Raw genomic sequence first — 20782 nt, forward strand, 5'->3', positions numbered from 1 at the left:
CTGCGAAGCAACCTGCTCCAACTCCGCATAAGTAACATTCATGTTCGCCATAAAAAGCTCCCAACACAAAAAACTCAAACCTACAAAACAGCCGGCCAAACCACCGACCCAAAACCAACCCTAACCACCCCCAAAACCCCACAACAGCCCCCAAAGGCCAAATACACCCAAAAACAACCCCCCATTCACCAACCGTTAACCCAAACCACCCACCCAACCCTCAAAACGTGAAAATTCCCTATTCTTCGAATCGCTGGGCGCTACGCGGCTTGTTCCACCCGCGGGCGGGTTTTGCGGATGCCACGTGTGCCTCGCGCGAGCGATATATAACGTAGGGCCTAGTCGCGTACCCGACCGGAGCGCTGAACATGTGTACCAAACGTGTCAGTGGGAGTAGTGCGAGCAGCAGGAAACCGGCTATTACGTGCAGTTTAAAATTGAGCGGCACATCTGCCATCAACGACAATTCTGGGCGGAAGTAGAACAGGGAGCGCAGCCACGGCGAGATAGTTTCACGGTAGTCATAGCCTGCAGGACCGGCGGAGGATTGCCCTAGGACTTGATTCGACACGGTGGCCCAGGTCCCCAGAAGAATAGGAACGGTTAAAAAGAAGTACATTATTTTGTCGGCGCGGGTGGTCGCCTCGCGAACGCCTTTTACTCGGAAGCGCCGGTAAAGCAAGATCACAAGCCCGGCTACCGTAATGGCGGCAGCTAGGGTACCGGGGATGGTGGCCAGCAGGTGGTAGGTGTGTTGGGAAATGCCCACTGCTCGAGTCCACGATTTTGGTACAAGCAGGCCCATGACATGCCCTAGGAACACGAATATCAATCCGAAGTGAAATAGCGGCGACCCTAGGCGTAGCAGGGTGGATTCGTGCAGTTGCGAAGAGCGGGAGGTCCAGCCGAATTGGTCGTGCCGCCACCGCCACATTAGCCCTGCTGCGCATAGGCTCATGCAGATGTAGGGGAAAATACCCCAGCAGAATACGTCTAGTGCGTTCATCGAGTTGCCTCCGGGAAGGTTGGGAATGGTAAATCGTTGATGCCGACTAATTCGGCCGGGGGACCTTGCCTTATGAGCCTCTGGTAGCGCGCCCGCGTTGCCTCGTCAATTTCTGGCAGAACCGCGCACACCGCGCCCACTATTTGCTCCCACGGGGATTCGCGCTGGTAGAGCGCCGTTCGTAGTACTTCGAGCCCGTCTCGATGGCTGGCCAGGGCCGCTTCGACAATGGGGTCGCCGCTGCGGGCCGCCATTTCTAGTACTGCGGGCAGGTAGTCGGGTAGTTCCCCCGAAACCAGGTTGTAACCGGCTGCGGCATATAACTGCGAGAAGGCTAACAGGGCCTGTCCTCGTAGTCGGGTGTCACCTGCGGCGTAGTAGCTCAGTTCGAGGGCGCAGCGCCGCTGTTCGTCGAAGGTGTTTACGTAGGTTTGTTCTACTTTTGTCTTTCCTACCCTGCGTGCCCATTCGAGCCACCGGCTGAAATTCCCTTCCAGCGGGGAGGGTAGCTTGGCAGTTTCCGTTTGGACTTGGTCTAGTATCTGGCCGAAGTTTTGCTTCGGGTAGTCGAGCAGGAGAGAAGCCGCAATAAATACGGTTGCACGCTCGGGCGCGGAAACGGCCGCGGGCGAAACCTCCTGCGGCAGCCCCTTTCTTACAGCTCCCCTCCCGCCCGCTCCGCGCGGGCCTAAGTTTGTTTTCATTAGGCGTACCTTGTGGGCAATAGTTCAACGTTTACGCAACCCTCGCGCCGATTCGGCATCGTTCCGGGCCCGCCGGTCAGTGAGCATTCGAAGTTTGCTAGGTCGCGCTCGACTTCGGGATGGGTGGTGGGGATTACGTAGCGATCGTCGTATTTGGCAATGGCAAGTAGGCGATACATTTCCTTGACCTCGTCCTCGCCCATCCCAACCGCTGCCGGAATGGACGCGTCGGCATGGCCGCCTAGGTGGATGTCGCGCATGTAGGAGCGCATTACTGCCAGACGGCGCAGCGACTTTTCTACCGGCGCAGTGTTGCCGGCAGTGAACAAACCTGCCAAATATTCCAGCGGAATGCGCATGGTGGCGATCGAAGTCAGCAGGACTTTTGCGTCCTCGGCGTCGCCATGCTGGGAAGTAATCTGGTCGACGATGGGCGACAGCGGCGGAATGTACCAAACCATGGGCATGGTCCGAAATTCCGGGTGTAGCGGAAGCGCCACCTTGTACTTTTTGATGAGGGCGTAGATCGGCGACTGTACGGCCGCATCCAGGTAGGAGCGGGGCACCCCATTAGCGAGCGCATTTTGCACAACCTCGGGGTCTGCAGGATCCAAGATCAAATCGCACTGGGCCTGGTACAGATCTTTTTCTTCCCGTGTCGCAGCAGCCTCAGAGACGCGCTCTGCGTCGTAGAGGATTACTCCCAGGTAGCGCAGTCGGCCCACGCAAGTCTCAGAGCACACGGTGGGTTCCCCCTGCTCTAACCTGGGGTAGCACAGCGTACATTTTTCGGCCTTGCCGGTGGCATGGTTGAAGTACACCTTCTTGTAGGGGCAACCCGATACGCACATCCGCCAGCCGCGACATTTATCCTGGTCTACCAGCACGATCCCGTCCTCGGTGCGCTTGTACATTGCCCCCGAGGGGCACACAGAAACGCACGTTGGATTTAGGCAGTGTTCGCAGATGCGCGGCAGGTAGAACATGAAGGTTTCTTCGATTTGGGCCTTGACCTGCGCCCCCGAGATTTTTATGACCGGGTCTTGGGCCATGGTCTCTTCTGACCCGCCCAAATCGTCATCCCAGTTTGGCCCCCACTGAGGGGCGTCAATCTTTTCGCCGGTGAGCTGGTTGATAGGCCTGGCCGTAGGCAGCGCCTTTGAATCTTTCGGCGCCGACAGCAGCTTCTCGTACTCATATGTCCACGGCTCGTAGTAATCTTCCAAGCCGGGCATGCGCGGGTTGGCAAAGATGGTCGACAAGAGGTGGGCGCGCCCGCCAAGACGCGGGGTGAGCTTGCCGCGCTTGAGCTTCCACCCGCCCCTGTACTTATCTTGGTCTTCCCAACGTTTCGGGTAGCCAACCCCGGGCTTAGTTTCGACGTTATTGAACCAGATGTATTCCGTGCCGTCGCGGTTCGTCCACGCCTGTTTACAAGTCACAGAGCAGGTGTGGCAGCCGATGCACTTATCCAGGTTCATTACCATCGCAATTTGTGCCATTACCTTCATTAGAACTGCACCTCCTGGCTGCGACGGCGCAGTATTGCCACCTCGTCGCGTTGGTTTCCGGTTGGGCCAATGTAGTTAAAGCCGTAGGTGGTGTGCCCGTATCCACCTATCAGGTGCGCAGGCTTCAGCAATATACGGGTTAGGGAGTTATGGGTGCCGCCGCGTTTACCCGATTTTTCGTTCAGTGGGGTACCAATTTGTCTGTCCTGCGCGTGATGCATGTAGGCGGTTCCCTCTGGGATGCGGTGTGATACTACGGCCCTGGCAGTTACCACCCCGTTGCGGTTGCGGATTTCCACCCAGTCGTTGTCGCGCACCCCTACCTTCTTCGCGTCTGCCGGGGCAATCCATACGGCCTGCCCGCCGCGGCCCAGCGTCAGGATGTGCTGGTTGTCGTAGTAGGAGGAGTGGATCGACCACTTGTTGTGCGGGGTCAAATAGCGCACGGCAAGTTCGGTTTGCCCCTGCCCGTCCTGCAAGATTTGGCCGGGGTTATGTTCCCCGTACAGGTGCATCAAGTCGAGCGGGGGCCTGTAGATGGGCAGTTGCTCACCAAAGTCCCGCAACCATTGATGGTCCAGGTAGTAGTGCATGCGCCCCGAAATAGTGTGGAAGGGCTTGTCGCGTTCAATGTTGACCACGAAGGCGCTGTAGCGGCGGCCCCCATGCTCTGATCCAGTCCACTCTGGGGAGGTTATTACCGACGAGGGCGCTTTGACGATGTCGTCAAAGGTAATCAGTTTTTCCTCCTCGCTTTCAGCCAGTTCCGCGAAGTGTTTGCCGGTTTTGGCTTCCAGATTCTTCCAACCGGACACAGCTATTTTGCCGTTGGTGGTGCCGGAAAGGGACATGATCATGTTCGCTGCCTTGCGTGCATCGTCGAGGGCGGGACGCGGGCCGATTGCAGTTTCTACAGTGCCGTTGCGCTCCGCCAGGGACTGGACAACTTTCCGGCTGTCCTCGGCATTGAAACCGACGCGTTTAGTGGCCATGCCGACTTTCTCTGGGAGCGGGCCAATCGCGTTCCACTTTTCGAAAATCTTCGAGTAGTCCCGCTCAATTTTCACCAGCTTGGGCATATTCACCCCGGGCACCCAGCCGCCCTCTTCCCTGGAGGTAAATTCCCCATGCGGATTGTTTAGTTCATCCGAGCTGTCGTGCTGCAACGGCACCGTGAGCACGTCGGTCTGCTTACCCAGATGTTTCGCCCCCATATCAGTAGCTAACTTAGCGATGTCACGGAACCATTCGTAGTCTGTGCGCGCATCCCAGGGCGGCTGAATAGCCGGGTTGAACGTATGCATGTACGGGTGCATATCCGTAGAGGAAATGTCGTGCTTTTCGTACCAGGTCGCAGCAGGCATAACAATGTCCGAGTGCAAGGTGGTGGACGTGTTGCGGAAGTCAGCCGTAACCATCAAGTCTAGCTTTCCCTTCACCGCTTCACGCCAAATAATATTCTTCGGCCTTTTCCCCTCCGGCAGTTCCTCGGCCTGCACCTCGTTGTCCGCTCCAATCATGTGGCGCAGGAAGAATTCAGTACCTTTAGCTGAAGAACCGAGTAGGTTAGTACGCCAGTTGAACAGCACTTTTGCGCAGTTACCCGGCCCGTCCGGATCCTGTGTGGCAAACTTCAGTTCGCCACTTTCAAGTTGTGCTGCCACGTACTCGCCAACGTCCTGGCCGGCTTCCTCCGCCTGCCTGGCAATTTTGAGCGGGGACCGGTCAAACTGCGGGTAAGACGGCATCCAGCCGCGCTGGGTGGCCTCTACAAGCGAATCGGGAACCGTCATTCCTTCTAGCTTTCCGGAAGCTAGCGGGGAGCAGAACCGTTCGACCGTACCCGTGTCATAACGCCACTGCGAGGTAAGCATGTACCAAAAGCCCGTAGAAATCATTTGCCGGGCTGGCCTTTGCCAGTCCAAGGCCATTGCGTACTGCTGCCAGCCGGTTATGGGACGCACCTTCTCCTGACCGACGTAGTGTGCCCAACCGCCCCCGTTGCGACCCTGGGTACCACACATGGTGGTTAGCGCCAGGATCGTTCGGTACATGTCGTCCGAGTGGAAATAATGGTTGATGCCCGCACCCATGATGATCTGGCAACGACCGTTCGAATCGATCGCCGTCTGGGCAAACTCTCGGGCGATGCGAATTACCTGCTCGGCGGGCACCCCCGTGTGTTCTTCCTGCCAGGCCGGAGTGTAAGGATCACTGCCATCCTCGTAATCGGCAGGCCAACTCCCTGGCAGCCCCCGCCGGTATACGCCGTAATGGGCCAACATAATGTCGTAAACGGTAGTTACCAGCTTGCCCGCCACTTCGCGCACGGGCACGCCCCGCTTCAGCACTCCCGCTCCGATCGGGCCCGGCCCTGGGACTGCGGGCAGGTCAAAACGCGGCAGACTAATAGTTTCGGCCTGTCCACCCGCCTCGTAAAGGCTAAGCCGCGGGGATACGCCCTCGAGCGAAAGATTCCACTTGCCGGCTCCCTCTTTGCCGAACGCATCGGCGTTAGTGCCTCCCGGATCCCTGACCGTGCCGTCTTCGTCCATAACCAGCAGACGGAACTGGGCGTTCTCGGTCTTTGCCAGTTCCCCGCCCACTTCGCTGGCAGTCAAGAAGTGCGCCGGGACCAGGCTGCCGTCCTCGCGCCTTTCCAACGTCACTAAAAACGGTGAATCCGTAAAGCGCTTCATGTAATCCAAGAAGAACTTGGTGCGCTTGCCCTCGTGAAACTCCTTCAAAATTACGTGCCCCATCGCCATAGCAAAAGCCCCGTCAGTGCCGGGAGCCAAGCGCACCCACTCGTCAGCAAACTTAGTGGTGTCCGAATAGTCCGGGGCCATAACCACAACCTTGCAGCCGTGGTAGCGCGCCTCAGTCATGAAGTGGGCGTCGGGAGTCCTAGTCACCGACAGGTTCGATCCCCACACCATTAGGTAGTCAGAATTGAACCAGTCCCCCGCCTCAGGTACATCCGTCTGGTCGCCAAAAACCAGCGGCGAGGACTGCGGCAGATCAGCATACCAATCGTAAAAGGACAGCATAGTGCCGCCCATCAGCTCTAGAAAACGGGATCCTGCACCGTAGGAAACCTGGCTCATAGCGGGAATGACAGAAAAGCCAGCAAGGCGGTCAGGCCCAAAATCCTTGGTAGTAGAAACGGTGGCGGCGGCAATCATCTCGACGGCTTCCGCGTAGCTGACCCGAACCATTCCGCCCTTGCCGCGAGCAGACTTGTACGCCTTCGCCGTGAGCGGGTCTGAAACTACTTTATGCCAGGCAGCGACTGGATCCCCGCCCTCGGAAAGCTTGGCCTTGCGGTAGGCCTCGAGCAGCACTCCGCGCACGTAAGGGTGGCGGATGCGCGTAGGCGAATACTCGTACCAACTAAATGCCGCCCCACGAGGGCAACCGCGCGGCTCGTAGTCAGGCAGGTCAGGGCCGGTGGAAGGATAGTCCACCTCCTGAGACTCCCAAGTAATCATCCCGTCCTTCACGTACACCTTCCACGAGCAGGAACCGGTGCAGTTCACCCCGTGGGTGGAACGCACTACCTTGTCGTGGGCAAAGCGCTGCCTGTAGAAGACGTCAGCTTCACGTCCGCCCTTCAGGAAGATTTGGCGGGCATCGGCCGATGCCTTTCCGCCGCGAACCTGTGCACCAAATTGCAATAAAGGATTGGATGATTTAGACACTTACTAACTCCTAACTAGCCGCGGAAAGGCGCGCTGGGACGGGCGTAACGCTGCCAGCAGATTATTGAGCAGATGCCGCAGTAGATTGCGCAACCGATAAAAAAGATTTTGGCCGACAGCAAAGACAGAGCTACGCCCACCAAGAACGGTCCAAAAGCAGCAGCGGCACCGGTAAATCCGATTGCGCCACCCGCCTGTCGCTTCGGCATGATCATAGGCATCTGCTTGAATGTGCCGGCATTGCCAATGCCGGCAAAGATAAACATGCCAACCATGCCGGCATAGAACATTGCGAAGTTTTGGCTGTCGAAGAAGAACGAACAAAACAGCAGCGAGGCCGTCATGCCGACGCCCGAGACGAAGGTCCACAACCCGCCGGTAAACTTATCGCACAAAGGCCCCCATATGAAGCGGACAACAGAACCAATCAGCGGCCCGGTAAAGGCTAGGGCAAGCCCGGCGCCACCGAAGTTGTTCTTCACCAGGATGCCGAACTGAGCGCATAAACCCGAAAAGATGCCGAAGGTCATGACGTAGAGCAGGGTCATATACCAGGTGTTCGGGTTGTCAAAGATATCCAGCTGTTCCTTGACGGAAGCTTTAACGGGAACGTCCTTTAGAAAAACGAATGCTAGTACCGCGGCCACAACAGCCCAGGGGACGAAGAAAATTGCCGCATTGTGAACGTATAGCGGACCAGTTTCAGAGTTCTGAGGGGCAATAAAGGTGATGCCAAAGAGGCCAAATCCCATCAGCGCGGGGGCCGCTAGTTGGATGATAGACATGCCCAAGTTACCTATACCGGCCTGAATGCCGAGGGCAGTGCCCGAGAGGCGCTTCGGGAAGAAGTATCCGGTGGAAGGCATGTAGCCCGAGAAGGAGCCACCGCCAATGCCACAGATGAACGCCAGTAGTATGAGTACAGCAAAAGAGGTGTTGGGGTTCTGCACTGCGAAGAACCATCCCAACATCGGGATGACGTACAGCAGCGAAGACCAGGCAACCATCTTGCGCGTGCCGATTTTTGCCGGCAAGAACATGTAAACCAGTCGAATTAGGCCTCCCGAGAGGCCGGGCATTGCCCCCAACCAGTACAGTTGTGCAGGCGAAAGATCAAAGCCAATTTCGTTTAGTTTCGGTGCGATTGCCGACACCAAGAACCAGACGCAGAAAGCAACAATCATCGAGTAGGTAGTTATAGCCAGGGTGGACCAAGCTAGCTTGCTACTCCACCGTTCAGCCTCTTCCGGGTCCCAGCCACGCAGCACACGCCCAGAGGTGTCCAGGGTGGGCGCTTCCTTTCCCGCCTGCACAGCGGGAGCAAAGTCATTGTTTTCCATATTTCGATTATGAGGGCGAAAAATAGATACTTTTTGGCCAAAATATGCGAATTTGTTTAACGGCCAGGTTACGGCGATTACCCCGAACCATGTTGGCGGCAGCTGACGTAGCGGGGAAGAATGGTGCAATAATTTTAGGTAATGCGACACTTGTCTAATACATTTCTAACGGGGCACAGTCATATGATTAGAAGCGCCGTAACACGGAAGGAGCCGGCGACGAAACTAGAAAAAGGCGCCATGTCTGCACCAACTCGCAAACAGTACTGCGCGGTAGTAATTGTGGTTTCCGATCGCGTCCTTTCTAAGGAACGCCCAAACGACTCGGGAACACTAGCAAGGGAGCTGCTGACCAAAGCCGGTTACCTGTGCCCAGCTCCCCTAATCGTTGCCGAGCGCGCCAACGACTTCCGCACAGTTCTAAGCGCACAACTTGCCTCTAAGCCGGATTTCATAATGAGTATTGGCGGAACAGGAGTAACCGCCGGCGCTTGCGTACCCGAGGTAACCAAAGAATTCCTTGCTGCGGATTTCCCCGGCCTCGCCACCCAAATCATCATGCAGGGGGCTAAATCTACTCCCTTAGCCGGGCTCTCTCGCGGCCTCGTTGGCGTGACTACGATTGGTAAGCCTGGCACCGTGGTGGCAAATTCGCCCTCTTCAAAAGGCGGAGTAAAAGACACCCTGGAAGTAGTGCTGAAGGTGCTTCCCTCTATCCTCAAACAGCTAGCCGAATAAAAACCCGGACCGCCGCCCCAAGAGGGCAAGACGATCCGGGATGGGCGATGCTTCGCCGCTAGTTACTTGGCTGCTTCAGCCCCTTCGGGAGCCTGCCCGTCGATAATCCGCTGGGCGTCGTCTTTACTCAGGTCGTAGCCGTAGAAGTCCTTGTAGAACTTCTGGGTTTCGGCTACCAGGTCAACGTCCTTGAACTTGTCCGGGTAGAAGGTCTTTGCCGACCACAGGATTTGCAGAGCTTCTTCAGCAGAGTAGCGATCCCAGTTGAAGGTGCCAACCGGGTTCTTTATGATCTTTCCGTCAGCAACAGCCTTCACGCCCGCCCAGGCTGGGTCGGACTTGATCTGATCCACGCCGGCCTGCGCCTTGCCTCCGCCAATAATGATGGCGTCAGGGTTGGATCCGATAATCTGCTCTAGCGTAACTTCCTTCATGTTTTGGACGTTGTCCAGGGAATTTTTCAGCCCGGTAGCCTTCATCCATTCGCCGATTAGGGAATCTGAGCCATCGACCTTAGTCAGGTCGTCCCCACCAACAATGTGCAGCACGGATGGCCTATTCCCATCCGCAACGTCTTTCAGGCGGTCTTTCACCAGGTCCAAGTTCTTATTCAGGTATTTGTGGAAGGAGGCAGCCTTCTTCTTGGCCTCGGGGGTGCCCAGCACGTCGGCCGTAATATCGATTACCTTGTTCATGTCTGCGAAGTTCTGGAACTCGACGTGAACTGCCGGGATACCCTTGGCGCGCACGGCCTCGATCTGCTCCTTGTTAGAGGCGAGCACCACCTCGGGTTTGGCCGCCAGCAATTCTTCAATGTTCAGGTCAGTTTTTGCAGCCGGGGCTGGCAGTTTTTTAATGCCCGGGTACACTTTTGCGAACCAGGGCAGGGCCTGCACCTGCTTAGTAGTTGCCACTAGCTTGTCGGCACCTCCCAGCAGCAGCACTACCTGGTTGTTTGCGTGCCACAGGTCTGCGATGCGCTTCGGCTGGGCGGGAATTTTTACCTTGGTGCCGTCAACGTCGGTTACGGTGCGGGTCTTGGATTCGGTCTGCGTTGCTGCGGGGGACGGCTTTTCGCTCGCCTGGTTTGCGCCGCACGCGGTAAGGGTTAGCGGCATTGCCACCAACGCACCAAGTGCCACTACTTTCTTCAGCAGAGACATATTTTTACCTTTCTTCAATTCTTTCGGCCCCCAGACACACATGCCTGTGCAACTGGTCGTCCCAGCGCACCCGTATGGGGGTTCCGAAAAGTTCTGTGAGTGAGCTGCTTGTTAGCACTTCTGCCGCCGCACCTACTTTTACGGGTTTGCCTTTTTCCATGAGGGCTACTTTGCCCCCCAGTAAAAAAGCCTGGTTAGGGTCGTGGGTGGTAGCCACGACCGCGAAGCCTTCCCCCGTCAGCTCCCGCATTTTCTTTAGGGTGCGCATTTGGTTTCCCATGTCGAGGGCGGATGTGGGCTCATCCATGACCACTAGCGGGGAGCCTTGCACCAGGGCGCGCGCAAAGCCCACGCGTTGTTTTTCCCCGCCAGATAGCTCGTTTATCGGCCTGCCTGCGAAGTCCTCCAGCCCCATTTCTGCTATTACTTTGCGCACGCGCAACCGGTCCTTCGCCCTCGGTGAGCTGAAGGCGCCCAGGTAGGGGGTGCGCCCCATGAGCAGGTAGTCGGTTACAGAATAGGCAACGTTGACGGTTTCTGTTTGGGGCAGGTAGCAGGCCAGGCGGGCCCGCTTGGCGGGGCTGAGGCGAGTCGTGGCGGTGCCGCCTAGGCGGGCTTCGCCCTCGGTGGGGGTGGCCAGCCCGAGCGCAACCTGCAAAAGCGTCGATTTACCGGCGCCATTTTTACCCAATATTGAAAGAGTTTGCCCCTTTTCGAGGGTGAGGTTCACGTCGCGGAATACCCACTTGTCTGCACGGTAGTAGAAGCCGACATTTTCTAGTTGCATCAGGCTCATCGGACTTTCACCTTGCCTACGGCTAGTAGCAGCAAGAATAGGGGCGCACCAATCATGCCGGTGACCACTCCGAGCGGGACTTCCATCTGGTTGAGCGAGCGCGCCAGCGTATCGACAACCACCATGAATGAGGCACCAAAGGTTACTGACAGGGGCAGTAGGCGCGCATTATTTGGCCCCACAACCAGGCGGCACAGGTGCGGCACCACGAGCCCCACCCACGAAACAGTTCCGGCCAAACACACGGCAGCAGCGGTTAGAACAGTAGCCGCCAGGATTGCAAACGAGCGGTCCCGGCGCAGGTTCACTCCCAACGCGGCGGCCTCGCGATCTCCAAGGGAAATCACGTTGATACGCCAGCGCATTGCCAGCAGGAGTGCGGCGGCGGGTAGCGCTAGCAGGGCGCAGTGGGCCAGCGAATCAGTACGCACGTCCGAGAGGGAGCCCATTTGCCAAAACACGATGGCAGCGAGCTCTGTTTCCGGATCTGCAACAAATTTTAAGATTCCCACGAGGGCGGATCCAAAACCGCCAATTATTACACCCGAGAGCACCAGCATCAGCGTTGAATCGTTGCGCAGCACGCGCGGGATAGAGGTGGCAAGTAAAACAGCGACGATGCCGCCAACGAGCGCCGCCGCCGATACGCCCAGCGTGGACAGCCCCAACAGAATTGCCCCTGCGGCCCCCACCGAAGCGCCCTGCGATACGCCTAGGATGCCAGGCGATACCAGCGGATTGCGGAAGATTCCTTGATAGGACACCCCAGCTAGTGCCAGCGCAGCTCCGACGAGGGCGGCCCCCACCATGCGCGGCAGGCGCACCTGGTAGAGCACAGTCGCATCCGCGGCAGAAACACTGTCTTTAGCAAATGGGTTGAATGCGGTGAAAATAGTGTGAGCGGGCAGCCCGTACCTGCCCACGGTTAGACATGCACCCATTATTGCGAGCAACACCACAGCGGAAATTAACAGGAGGAATGCTAACTGCGCCCCCGCAGATTTTCGCATCCGTTCCCCTTCCGCACCTGCTGGCATATCCGCTACCTAGTCTTGCACCTGCGGAGCTAAATCTATTGTTTTACCGCGTGTGATTTTCTTAGCGAAAAATTCTTCCTACATCCGCCAATGATTACATATCCGCATTGTGGTGCGCCACAGCAGGCATCACGCCACAAATCCCCAAAATTTCTGCGGCGGCGAATGCCCGAACCTAAGTCGGAATTTACCCCCTAACGCGCCCGCCCGCCCTCGGCTATGGTGGCAGCAGAGGCCGCATTTTCGCAGCCCAAACCCGAAATAGTCACTTCCGCATTTGCGGCAAAATTGCTTGCTGATGTCCGCAACAAATAGATAAGGTGGTATCGATGAATTACCGTATTTCTGAAGTATCGCGCCTGCTCGGCGTCTCTGACGACACTGTCCGCCGGTGGCTCGACGACGGGCGAATCCAGGCCGAAAAGGATTCTTCCCCGCTGCAGGTTACTGGCGAATCGCTGGCGCGCTACCTAAAGGATGCGAATACTCACGAACCAAGTCACAACGTTTCTAGCCGAAATCTGTTAGATGGCCTAGTTATCGAGGTCATCTCGGATAAGGTCATGAGCCAGGTAGTAATGCAGTGCGGCCCCTACCGGGTGGTTTCACTAATTTCTACCGAGGCAGTAAAGGATCTAGATCTAAAACCGGGCGTTATTGCAAAGGCGCAGATCAAGGCCACAAACGTTTCTATCGTCAAATAAGTTCGCGGGCTAGCCGCGACGAAAGGCAGTTACAAATGCTTCGTAAGTTTGGTACTGGCCTGGCCTTGGTGGCCGCGGCCGCTATGGCCCTTTCTGGCTGTTCGTCTACAGACAACCAGAAGGCGAACGATGCCAAGTCTGAAACCTCTCAGTCCACTCAGGCTGACCAGGGTAAGAACCTGGGCAATGTCACTATTTTCGCGGCAAAATCCCTAACCAAAGCCTTCACCGAGTTGGGCAAAGAATTCGAGAAGCAGAACAAGGGCACCAAGGTTACCTTCAGCTTTGACGGCTCTCAGAACCTGGTAGATCAGATCCACCAGGGTTCGCCCGCCGACGCCCTGTTTACTGCCGACCAGAAGAACATGGACAAGGCCGACAAGAACGGCGACGTCGAGGCCAACAAGTCCTACGCCACCAACACTTTGGTCATGGTTGTTCCCAAGGGCAACCCGGCTGGAGTAAAGGAATTCACTACTGACGCCCTCAAAGACAAGAAGCTAGTGGTGTGCGCCGTTGGGGTCCCCTGTGGCAACGCCACCAAGGAGCTCGCCGAAATGGCGGGCGTAAAGTTCACCCCGGTTTCCGAGGAGCAGAACGTGGGCGACACCCTCGCCAAGGTTGAAACTGGCGAGGCCGACGCCGGCATCGTCTACAAGACCGACGCCATGGCCTCCGACAAGGTCGAGGCAATCAAACTTCCGCACGCGGACATGGTGGTAAATGACTACCGAGTTGCTTTGACCAAGTCGGCAAAGAATAAGGAGGGCGGCAAAGCCTTCGTAGATTTCATTCTTTCGGACGCAGGCCAAAAGATCCTCGAAAAGTACGGCTTCACAGCCCCAACTAACAAGTAAAACTGCTTAGTGGCCCGCTCCGGCGGGCCACAGGTGTATTTATGAAGCTAAAGTATGCTCCCTGGCTGGCACTGCCCGGCGCCCTCGCCGCCCTCTTTTTAGTATTTCCCCTGGTAACCGTCTTTACGCAAACTCCCTGGACGCGCTTCGGCCAGCTGATTTCCACCGACGTTTCCCAAGATGCCCTGTGGCTATCGCTGCGCACCTGCGGCATCACGCTCGCCCTCTGCGTAATGCTGGGCGTCCCCCTAGCCTTTGTGCTGGCGAATTTGCCAGATAGGTGGTGGGCACGGCTGCTGCGCACAGTGGTCACGCTGCCAATGATGCTGCCCCCGGTGGTGGCCGGCCTGGCCCTCTTGCTCACCTGGGGCAGGCGCGGCCTACTGGGCCGGCACCTATCTGTAGCAGGCATAGAAATTGGCTTCACTACCCTGGCAGTGATCATGGCGCAGACGTTTGTGGCCATGCCCTTTTTAGTCTCTTCGCTCGAGGGCGCTATCCGCACTCGCGGCAGCGAATACGACCAGGCTGCGCGCGCTTTGGGGGCCTCTAGAACGCGCACTTTCTTCCAGGTGACGCTGCCTGTCATGTTCCCCTCAGTGCTCTCGGCGGCAGCCATGTCCTTTTCGCGTGCTCTAGGCGAATTCGGGGCCACCATTACTTTTGCGGGATCCCTGCAAGGCACCACTCAAACCATGCCTTTAGCAATCTACTTACAACGCCAGTCCTCCACCGACGAGGCCCTGGCTTTATCCGTCGTTCTGCTCGCACTGGCGTTAGCAATCTTGTTTGGGGCCAACGCCCTGGCCGCCCACCTCCCCGGCGGGCGAACCGAGGCAGAAATGCAGGCGTTGCAAAAACGCCGCGCAAAGACAGGAAGTACCTTCACCGAGCCAGCTGCCCCAGCCGAAGGGGAGCTGCCCGTTTCAGCTTCGCCCTCGTCCTGCCCTTCAATCCACGTGGCGGCGAAGGTTAGCGAACGCGACGTATCCTTGAATGTGGATCTTCCGGGCGGGGTACTCACCTCGGTGATGGGCCCCAACGGGTCGGGTAAATCCACACTGCTGTCGCTCATTTCGGGATCTTTGCTTCCCTCCGAGGGGCAGGTCAGTTTCGACCCGCCCTCGCCCAAAATCGTGCTATTGCAGCAAAAATCGCTACTATTTCCGCACATGTCCGTACGCCAAAATGTCGAGTTCGGGTTGCGGGCCCGCCACGTGGGCGCAAAGGCGGCCCGCGAGCGCGCCAGAGCCGAATTGAAAGCGGTAGGAATGGAAGCGCTAGCCGAGCGCCGTTCCACCCAGCTTTCGGGCGGGCAGGCTCAGCGGGCTGCAATTGCCAGGGCAATGGCGTTGGATCCGGATGTGGTACTGCTCGACGAGCCCATGGCTGGTTTGGACGAACCTTCTGCCCAGGCAGTTCGCCACCAGCTGCTGCGCCGCCTGCAAGCGCACCCTTTCACCGCGGTTTTAGTTACTCACGATGTGGAGGACGCAGCCCAGCTTTCCAGCTTTGACGTGCTTATCCGCCACGGCCGGGTGGAGCGGGCCGAACCCCACAAAGGCTAGCAGGCTTAGCCGCTGCACCTTCAGCCGGGCCGAGTTGGCGGCTATTTTTCGTAGCCGGGCCTATACCAGTCCCCGGATCTCCCGCCCGCCTTGTGAATGATTTTGCAGTCAGTAATTTGGGCGGACCGGTCCACGCCTTTGACCATGTCCACTATGGCGAGGGCAGCCACCGACACCGCGGTGAGGGCTTCCATTTCGACGCCGGTACGGTCGGCGGTGCGCACGGTGGCGGTTATGGCCACGTGGTCTTGGTTCAGTTCCAAGTCGACTTGTGCTCCGTGCACCCCTATGGTGTGCGCCAAGGGTAGTAGTTCGGGCACCTTTTTGGCGGCGGATATGCCGGCTATGCGCGCTACCGCCAGCACGTCACCTTTGGGAACGGTACCGTCGCGGAGGGCCTGCACGATCTGGCTGGAGCATTCCACTTTGCCGATGGCGGTGGCTTCGCGGACGGTGGGTGCTTTAGCTGTCACGTCTACCATGTGGGCGTTTCCCGCCTCGCTGAGGTGGCTAAATTTCATCTGGGCCTCCCAAACCACATTACGGGTACCTCTTCGCCAACTTTTACTTCTGCCTGATCAGCAGGTATTCTCACGAGCCCGGTGGCAGCCGCCAGCGAGGCCACAAAGTGCGATTTTGAGCCCCCGTGGCTGGCTGGGTGAACGTGCACCTCGGCGCTGGGAAGGCCATTTTCGCCCTCGCGCGCCGTGGCGGGCAAGAATTGTACGCGTCCGGTCTTGCGCTTCCACCCGGTGCCCACTTCGGCACGCGTGAAACGGTCGTCAAAAGCAGCCGGGCGCTGGCCTTCTAGTTTGTGTATCAAGGGCACGGCAAACAGGTACCAGGACACGAGGACGGATACGGGGTTTCCGGGTAGGCAAAGGATCGGTACGTCCCGGCCGTTTGCGCGGATCTGGCCGAAGCCTTGCGGTTTGCCCGGTTGCATGGCAACTTTGGTGAAGGTGACTCCTTTTTGCCGCAGGGCTGCTTTGACCACGTCGAAGGCTCCTGCCGAAACCCCGCCCGTGGTGATCAGCAAGTCCACTTCGCGGGCGGCCGCATCTAGATCTGCTAAGAATCCCTCTACAGTGTCGGCGTGAAAGGCCCGCAGATGGGCGCTGGCTCCGGCCTCGGCAGCTAGAGAGGCAACCAGCACCGAGTTGGAATCTGGTATCTGCCCGGGCTTTAGCTGTTCACCGGCCGGGCGCAATTCCTCGCCGGTGGTTACTACTCCGACGCGTAACCCCGGGCGTATCTGCACTTGGCCGTAGCCCACCGCGACCAGTGCTGAAAGGTGGGCCGCACTAAGGCGCGTCCCCGCCTGAAACAGCGTTTCGCCAGCGTTTATATCTTCACCGGCTCGGCGAACGTTGGCGCCTGCAGCAACGTCGGCACTGAAGGTCACTTGGGCGGGGGCCTGTTCGGCCATGTTTTGGTCGGCGTTTTCGGTAAGCTCCACTTGCACTACGGCGTTTGCGCCACTGGGCAGTGGAGCTCCGGTCATAATGCGCATGGCCGTACCCGCCTCGAGCGTTAGCGGGTCCGTACGCCCCGCGGGAATGTCGGTGCTAACCGGCAGGGTGCAACCTGCTTGCACGTCCTCTGCGCGCACTGCGAAACCGTCCATCGCAGAGTTTGTAAAGGGAGGTACCGAATAGCGGGCGGGAGTATCTTGCGCCAACACTCTGCCCAAAGCCTGTTCTACTGGCACCGTTTGCGGCGGCAGCGGCTGGCCGAGTTGCAATACGTCGCGGTAGTGCGCGGCAACATCTTTCATTCTTACTCCCTTGTTCACCTAATTCCTGGTGCGCCTACGCGCTTTTGAAAGTGAGGTCCCGCATCTGCCCGGCCGCGGTATCCAGGTATGCGACACGCCCCAACAGCAACTGGCCGTAGCCGGCTGCCAGCTTTGTTACTTCCCCTGCCATTAGCGAACCAATCATCCCGGTTAGGGGCCCGATTACCGGCGAGGACGGGCCGGTGGGAATTACCCCTGCGGGCGGGGCAGCAGGGTGCAGATGGGGTAGGCGGGCTTGCACTTTTACGCCGGCTTTTTCTGCCTGCGGGCCAGACCAGAAGGTAGAGACCTGCCCGGCTGCCCCAAGTACGGAACCCCACACCTCGGGTTTGCCCAAACGAGTGGCGGCGGCGTCTATCAGATACCTGGTGGCAAAGTTGTCTGTGGCGTCGACGATTATGTCCCAGGGGGCAAATATTTCCTGCACGTTGTCCTCGCCCAGGCGCTGGTTGTAGGTGACCACTTGCACGTCTGGGTTTAGCCCTTGGATGCGCCGGGCCGCGCTCTGTACTTTTTCTTGCCCGAGCGCTTCCATGGAATGCATGATCTGCCGGTGCAGGTTTGACACATCTAGTCGATCTGAATCGAGCACGCCCAGCCGCCCGATCCCGGCCCCCGCCAAGTAGAGCAGTGCCGGCGAACCCAGCCCGCCTGCCCCTACCACTAGCACCTTGGCATTTAGCAGCCGGCGTTGGCCCTCCTCGCCCATGCCGGCCAGCAGCATCGGGCGGGCGTAGCGTTCGCGTTGCAAGTCCGTAAGTTCGGGTCCCAGTTTTGCGATCGGTGTAATGCTCATCGAGTTCAAGCCTATATTTCGCGGGGGTAATATTGCACATTTTGTGGCAGGTCAGCCAGCAATTAGTACGATGGGACCATGCCAAATATTTCAGTGATAACAGTTTCTGACAGATCTGCCGCCGGGGTGCGCCCAGACAAGTCTGGCCCGCTCGCTGTGCAGCTTCTTTCAGAGTTTGGCCAAACCTCCCCCGCCACGGTTGTGCCCGACCAAGTCTGCGACATAACGCGGGCCATAGAGCAGGCAATTCGCGGTGGAGCCAACATTGTTTTCACCACGGGCGGCACGGGGATTTCCACTCGCGACGTAACCCCGGAAGCCACAGCCAAGCTAGTTTCCAAACGCGCCGAGGGCATCGAGGCCGCCTTGCGCAACAACCCCAAAGTTCCGGCCGCAGCACTTTCGCGCGGGATTGCCGGCGTAATCGAATTAGATTCGAGGCGGGCCTTTATTGTAAACGCCCCCGGCTCCACCGGCGGGGTCAAGGACGCGGTTGGGGCCATCGGGCCACTAATTTCGCACATTTGTGAACAGCTCCTAGATGCTGACCATACCGCCCCAGCCGAGAAGATAGGCATGTCCGCACACCAGCAGGCCACTTTTGCGGTCCAAAATCGCGGCTACAACGACGGCTCTGACGCTCAGGTCGTATTCGCTGGTCTCACGCCCGAGCCCATTGACGTGATTGCTCTGCAAGAATCCGTGCGTGACCCGCAGGCTGGGGCTGTCGTCCTCTTCGATGGGCGCGTGCGCAACCACGACGATGGGCAGGGCGTTGTTTCCATTGACTATGAAGCCCACCCGGATGCCGGCAAGGTTGTAGAACGCATCGCGCGCGCCTGCGCCAAAGGTTCGGGCGCACTGAAACTGGCTGTGGTCCACCGCTACGGGCACCTAGAGGTTGGCGACGTGGCCTTTGCCGCAGCCGCCTCCGCGGCCCACCGTCGCGAGGCCTTCGAACTACTCGAGAAGGCGGTGGAACAGGTGAAGGCAGAACTGCCGGTGTGGAAGAAACAAGAATTTACTGACGGCTCGCACGCCTGGACTGGCAGCGCCTAGCGGTGGAAGGGCAGCGCGGGCCCGCCTAAGGTGAAAGGCATGATCGAATACAGGCTTGGAACCGACGCCGACCGCGCCGGCATAGTTGAGGCAGTATCCACCGCGTTCTACGACCAGTTCAAGGCGTTGAGCTCTGACCAAGAAAAGCTAGTGCGGGGGCTCACCCCCGCAGTGGTGCCCGACCGTTTCATAATCGCTAAAGACGGCACCCAGGTGGTAGGCGTGCTCGCAATTGCCTTCGGTGGGCGGGACCCCTTCGACGTCGATTACGCCCACCTAGCCAAAATTTTGGGCCCACTTTATGGGCACATCGGTGGGCGCGTCCTCGAGAGGGAGGTGCGCCCTCGAGTAAAGGTGGGTACCAGGGAGGCCTTCATATCGTGCGTGGGAACGGTACCGAAGGCTCGGGGCAAAGGGGTAGCCACGGCAATGCTGCGCAAGGCCATCGAAGTTGTGCCCGCCCGCACCTACGTGTTGGATGTTATGGAAGGCAACGAAAAGGTTTTGCCCTTGTACGAGGGCGTGGGCTTTCGTATTGTCGACCGCGTGCGCGAGCCTTTCGGCCGGCTCAGGCGCATGCACTTCCGCTACGTCTTGATCCGCCCGGGCCGGCGCTAACCCCAGGCCGCTTGTAGGCTGGCTCAGCCGCCGGCGAAGGGCGGCAGCACCTCAATGGAAACCTCTCCGTCTAGGCGGATTGGATCGCCCGCAAGGGCTTGCCCGCCCACAATAAGGGCGCACACGTCAACTACCTGCCCGAAGCGTTCGGACTTGCCCGCTTTCAATATGTCACGCAAAGATGAGGCGTCGATCGCCTCGGGTAGGCTCACCCGTTCTTCGCGAGTGCCGGCCGCATCAGCCACGCCGGCGAAATAGGTTACTTTTGCTGTAGGCATTATCCTCCAATCGCACTCATGGGCCGCGAAGGGCTCAAGAAACTTGGGTCATTTATTCCGTGACCTGGCTGTTTACCCCACATCGCGAGGCGCCAGACCCGGGCGATTTCCTGGTCGGTGGCTCCCCCGCGCAGCAGCGAACGCAGGTCTGTCTCGTTACGTGCGAACAGGCAGGAGCGGATCTGCCCGTCCGCTGTGAGGCGCGTGCGATCGCAGTCGCCACAAAATGGGCGGGTAACTGAACCAATAATGCCGATGCGCCCACCCGGGTGGTTTGCCCCGGGCATCACGTCCCATTCTTCAGCTGGGGCTGGCCCGCGTTCGCGCTCTGGGCGATGAGCTAAATCAAAATGGGGGCGCAACTTATCCAAAATGTCGTCGCGAGTTACCATCTGCTCGCGCTTCCACGACCCGCGCGGGCCCAGCGGCATGAACTCTATAAAACGCAATTCGTAACCGCCCTTTAAGGCATAGCGCACTAGTTCGGGGGCTTCGTCCTCGTTCACCCCGGGCATTAGGAGGGCGTTCAACTTCACCGGGGTAAGCCCCGCCTCAACGGCAGCCCTAGCCCCGGCAGCCGCATCCTGAAAGCGGTCACGCCGGGTGAGCTTGCGGTAGCCCTCGCGGGTGGCTGAATCCATCGAAATATTCACTCGCGTAAGACCCGCCTCGGCCAGAGCCTTCGCCCTGTGCTTCAAGCCCAGCCCGTTAGTGGTAAGTGACAAATCCAGCGGCTTGCCTTTCCACGAACGCAACTGGGAGGCGGCAGCCACCAGTTCTTCCAGGCTACGTCGCATGAGCGGCTCCCCGCCGGTAAAGCGGATCTCTTCTATGCCGCACTGACCAACGCCAATACGCATAAGGCGGATTATTTCTTCGTCGGTCAGGATCTGCTCGCTGGGACGGAAGGACACACCCTCGGCGGGCATGCAGTACTGGCAACGCAAGTTACACCGGTCGGTCACAGAAATGCGCAGATCGCGGGCAATTCTGCCGTGCCTATCAACTAGCTCGGGCACGTCAGGACGCCCTCGCGCATCAAGCTTCGCCTGCACGAGTGGCAGCTCGACAAGTGTGCTCAAAAAACCTCCCTTAACATTGCCTTAGT

The 20782-nt window shown here is 58.5% G+C and carries 19 protein-coding genes; 6 read left to right on the forward strand and 13 right to left on the reverse strand.

What is annotated here, in order from left to right; genetic code table 11:
* Window positions 1-238: 238 nt before the first annotated feature.
* The 5 genes from narI to G437_RS0107330 are packed head-to-tail and all read right to left on the reverse strand — an operon-like array spanning window position 239 to window position 8262.
* Window positions 239-1006 carry a respiratory nitrate reductase subunit gamma gene (gene narI / locus G437_RS0107310; RefSeq protein ID WP_024331913.1) on the reverse strand — a complete coding sequence of 256 codons (768 nt, stop codon included), beginning with the start codon at window positions 1004-1006 and terminating at the stop codon, window positions 239-241.
* Window positions 1003-1710: a nitrate reductase molybdenum cofactor assembly chaperone gene (gene narJ / locus G437_RS0107315; RefSeq protein WP_024331914.1), complete on the reverse strand. Its 708-nt coding sequence runs from the start codon at window positions 1708-1710 to the stop codon at window positions 1003-1005. Before narJ ends, narI begins: the two co-directional genes overlap by 4 nt.
* Window positions 1710-3221: a nitrate reductase subunit beta gene (gene narH, locus G437_RS0107320; protein WP_024331915.1), complete on the reverse strand. Its 1512-nt coding sequence runs from the start codon at window positions 3219-3221 to the stop codon at window positions 1710-1712. The genes narJ and narH overlap by 1 nt, the downstream gene beginning before the upstream one ends.
* A complete protein-coding gene (locus G437_RS0107325; RefSeq protein ID WP_024331916.1) occupies window positions 3221-6922 on the reverse strand; it encodes a nitrate reductase subunit alpha in 3702 nt (1233 codons plus the stop codon). The genes narH and G437_RS0107325 overlap by 1 nt, the downstream gene beginning before the upstream one ends.
* 14 nt (window positions 6923-6936) lie before the next feature.
* Complete coding sequence (locus tag G437_RS0107330; protein ID WP_024331917.1) at window positions 6937-8262, reverse strand: nitrate/nitrite transporter; 1326 nt, start codon at window positions 8260-8262, stop codon at window positions 6937-6939.
* 240 nt (window positions 8263-8502) lie between these two features.
* Here G437_RS0107330 and G437_RS0107335 point away from each other — a divergent pair, with 240 nt between their 5' ends.
* Window positions 8503-9000, forward strand: a complete 498-nt coding sequence (locus G437_RS0107335; RefSeq protein ID WP_024331918.1) for a molybdopterin-binding protein — start codon at window positions 8503-8505, stop codon at window positions 8998-9000.
* Window positions 9001-9062: 62 nt separating this feature from the next.
* Here G437_RS0107335 and G437_RS0107340 read toward each other — a convergent pair whose 3' ends face one another.
* Genes G437_RS0107340 through G437_RS0107350 form a run of 3 tightly spaced genes read right to left on the reverse strand, consistent with a single transcriptional unit; the run spans window position 9063 to window position 11969 of the window.
* Window positions 9063-10163, reverse strand: coding sequence for an ABC transporter substrate-binding protein (locus G437_RS0107340; RefSeq protein ID WP_024331919.1), 1101 nt, complete (start codon window positions 10161-10163; stop codon window positions 9063-9065).
* 4 nt (window positions 10164-10167) lie between these two features.
* A complete protein-coding gene (locus G437_RS0107345) occupies window positions 10168-10959 on the reverse strand; it encodes an ABC transporter ATP-binding protein (protein WP_051141916.1) in 792 nt (263 codons plus the stop codon).
* Window positions 10956-11969, reverse strand: coding sequence for a FecCD family ABC transporter permease (locus G437_RS0107350; RefSeq protein ID WP_024331921.1), 1014 nt, complete (start codon window positions 11967-11969; stop codon window positions 10956-10958). Before G437_RS0107350 ends, G437_RS0107345 begins: the two co-directional genes overlap by 4 nt.
* Window positions 11970-12325: 356 nt before the next feature.
* Between G437_RS0107350 and G437_RS0107360 the strand changes: the two genes are divergently transcribed.
* The 3 genes from G437_RS0107360 to G437_RS0107370 are packed head-to-tail and all read left to right on the forward strand — an operon-like array spanning window position 12326 to window position 15125.
* A complete protein-coding gene (locus G437_RS0107360; RefSeq protein WP_024331922.1) occupies window positions 12326-12700 on the forward strand; it encodes a TOBE domain-containing protein in 375 nt (124 codons plus the stop codon).
* Between the two features lie 35 nt (window positions 12701-12735).
* Window positions 12736-13557 carry a molybdate ABC transporter substrate-binding protein gene (gene modA / locus G437_RS0107365; protein ID WP_024331923.1) on the forward strand — a complete coding sequence of 274 codons (822 nt, stop codon included), beginning with the start codon at window positions 12736-12738 and terminating at the stop codon, window positions 13555-13557.
* A gap of 41 nt (window positions 13558-13598) precedes the next feature.
* Window positions 13599-15125 carry an ABC transporter permease gene (locus G437_RS0107370; RefSeq protein ID WP_024331924.1) on the forward strand — a complete coding sequence of 509 codons (1527 nt, stop codon included), beginning with the start codon at window positions 13599-13601 and terminating at the stop codon, window positions 15123-15125.
* Window positions 15126-15166: 41 nt separating this feature from the next.
* Here G437_RS0107370 and moaC read toward each other — a convergent pair whose 3' ends face one another.
* The 3 genes from moaC to G437_RS0107385 are packed head-to-tail and all read right to left on the reverse strand — an operon-like array spanning window position 15167 to window position 17719.
* The gene (gene moaC / locus G437_RS0107375; protein ID WP_024331925.1) at window positions 15167-15646 is read right to left on the reverse strand and encodes a cyclic pyranopterin monophosphate synthase MoaC; all 480 of its coding nucleotides are present in this window, start codon (window positions 15644-15646) and stop codon (window positions 15167-15169) included.
* Entirely contained in the window at window positions 15643-16902 is a 1260-nt protein-coding gene (locus G437_RS0107380; protein WP_024331926.1) for a molybdopterin molybdotransferase MoeA, read from the reverse strand. The genes moaC and G437_RS0107380 overlap by 4 nt, the downstream gene beginning before the upstream one ends.
* 34 nt (window positions 16903-16936) lie before the next feature.
* A complete protein-coding gene (locus G437_RS0107385) occupies window positions 16937-17719 on the reverse strand; it encodes a HesA/MoeB/ThiF family protein (protein ID WP_024331927.1) in 783 nt (260 codons plus the stop codon).
* Window positions 17720-17797: 78 nt separating this feature from the next.
* Between G437_RS0107385 and G437_RS0107390 the strand changes: the two genes are divergently transcribed.
* Complete coding sequence (locus G437_RS0107390; RefSeq protein ID WP_024331928.1) at window positions 17798-18778, forward strand: molybdenum cofactor biosynthesis protein MoaE; 981 nt, start codon at window positions 17798-17800, stop codon at window positions 18776-18778.
* Window positions 18779-18817: 39 nt separating this feature from the next.
* On the forward strand, window positions 18818-19396 hold the full coding sequence (locus tag G437_RS10965) for a GNAT family N-acetyltransferase (protein WP_024331929.1): 579 nt from the start codon (window positions 18818-18820) through the stop codon (window positions 19394-19396).
* Between the two features lie 23 nt (window positions 19397-19419).
* Here the strand turns inward: G437_RS10965 and G437_RS0107400 are convergent, their stop codons facing one another.
* Both G437_RS0107400 and moaA read right to left on the reverse strand, forming a co-directional pair.
* Window positions 19420-19674: a ubiquitin family protein gene (locus G437_RS0107400; RefSeq protein WP_024331930.1), complete on the reverse strand. Its 255-nt coding sequence runs from the start codon at window positions 19672-19674 to the stop codon at window positions 19420-19422.
* On the reverse strand, window positions 19674-20756 hold the full coding sequence (moaA, locus tag G437_RS0107405) for a GTP 3',8-cyclase MoaA (RefSeq protein ID WP_024331931.1): 1083 nt from the start codon (window positions 20754-20756) through the stop codon (window positions 19674-19676). Before moaA ends, G437_RS0107400 begins: the two co-directional genes overlap by 1 nt.
* Between the last annotated feature and the right edge of the window lie 26 nt (window positions 20757-20782).

Origin of the sequence: Winkia neuii subsp. neuii DSM 8576 (genome assembly GCF_000420405.1) — a bacterium.
GTDB lineage: Bacteria > Actinomycetota > Actinomycetes > Actinomycetales > Actinomycetaceae > Winkia > Winkia neuii.

Bases quoted from the DNA above. Each gene is read 5' to 3' on its own strand.
- G437_RS0107335 (WP_024331918.1), top strand. From the start codon at position 8,503: ATGTCTGCACCAACTCGCAAACAGTACTGCGCGGTAGTAATTGTGGTT.
- G437_RS0107340 (WP_024331919.1), bottom strand. From the start codon at position 10,163: ATGTCTCTGCTGAAGAAAGTAGTGGCACTTGGTGCGTTGGTGGCAATG.
- G437_RS0107370 (WP_024331924.1), top strand. From the start codon at position 13,599: ATGAAGCTAAAGTATGCTCCCTGGCTGGCACTGCCCGGCGCCCTCGCC.
- G437_RS0107350 (WP_024331921.1), bottom strand. From the start codon at position 11,969: ATGCGAAAATCTGCGGGGGCGCAGTTAGCATTCCTCCTGTTAATTTCC.
- G437_RS10965 (WP_024331929.1), top strand. From the start codon at position 18,818: ATGATCGAATACAGGCTTGGAACCGACGCCGACCGCGCCGGCATAGTT.
- narI (WP_024331913.1), bottom strand. From the start codon at position 1,006: ATGAACGCACTAGACGTATTCTGCTGGGGTATTTTCCCCTACATCTGC.
- modA (WP_024331923.1), top strand. From the start codon at position 12,736: ATGCTTCGTAAGTTTGGTACTGGCCTGGCCTTGGTGGCCGCGGCCGCT.
- G437_RS0107330 (WP_024331917.1), bottom strand. From the start codon at position 8,262: ATGGAAAACAATGACTTTGCTCCCGCTGTGCAGGCGGGAAAGGAAGCG.
- moaC (WP_024331925.1), bottom strand. From the start codon at position 15,646: ATGAAATTTAGCCACCTCAGCGAGGCGGGAAACGCCCACATGGTAGAC.
- G437_RS0107345 (WP_051141916.1), bottom strand. From the start codon at position 10,959: ATGAGCCTGATGCAACTAGAAAATGTCGGCTTCTACTACCGTGCAGAC.
- narH (WP_024331915.1), bottom strand. From the start codon at position 3,221: ATGAAGGTAATGGCACAAATTGCGATGGTAATGAACCTGGATAAGTGC.
- G437_RS0107380 (WP_024331926.1), bottom strand. From the start codon at position 16,902: ATGAAAGATGTTGCCGCGCACTACCGCGACGTATTGCAACTCGGCCAG.
- G437_RS0107385 (WP_024331927.1), bottom strand. From the start codon at position 17,719: ATGAGCATTACACCGATCGCAAAACTGGGACCCGAACTTACGGACTTG.
- narJ (WP_024331914.1), bottom strand. From the start codon at position 1,710: ATGAAAACAAACTTAGGCCCGCGCGGAGCGGGCGGGAGGGGAGCTGTA.
- G437_RS0107390 (WP_024331928.1), top strand. From the start codon at position 17,798: ATGCCAAATATTTCAGTGATAACAGTTTCTGACAGATCTGCCGCCGGG.
- G437_RS0107360 (WP_024331922.1), top strand. From the start codon at position 12,326: ATGAATTACCGTATTTCTGAAGTATCGCGCCTGCTCGGCGTCTCTGAC.
- G437_RS0107400 (WP_024331930.1), bottom strand. From the start codon at position 19,674: ATGCCTACAGCAAAAGTAACCTATTTCGCCGGCGTGGCTGATGCGGCC.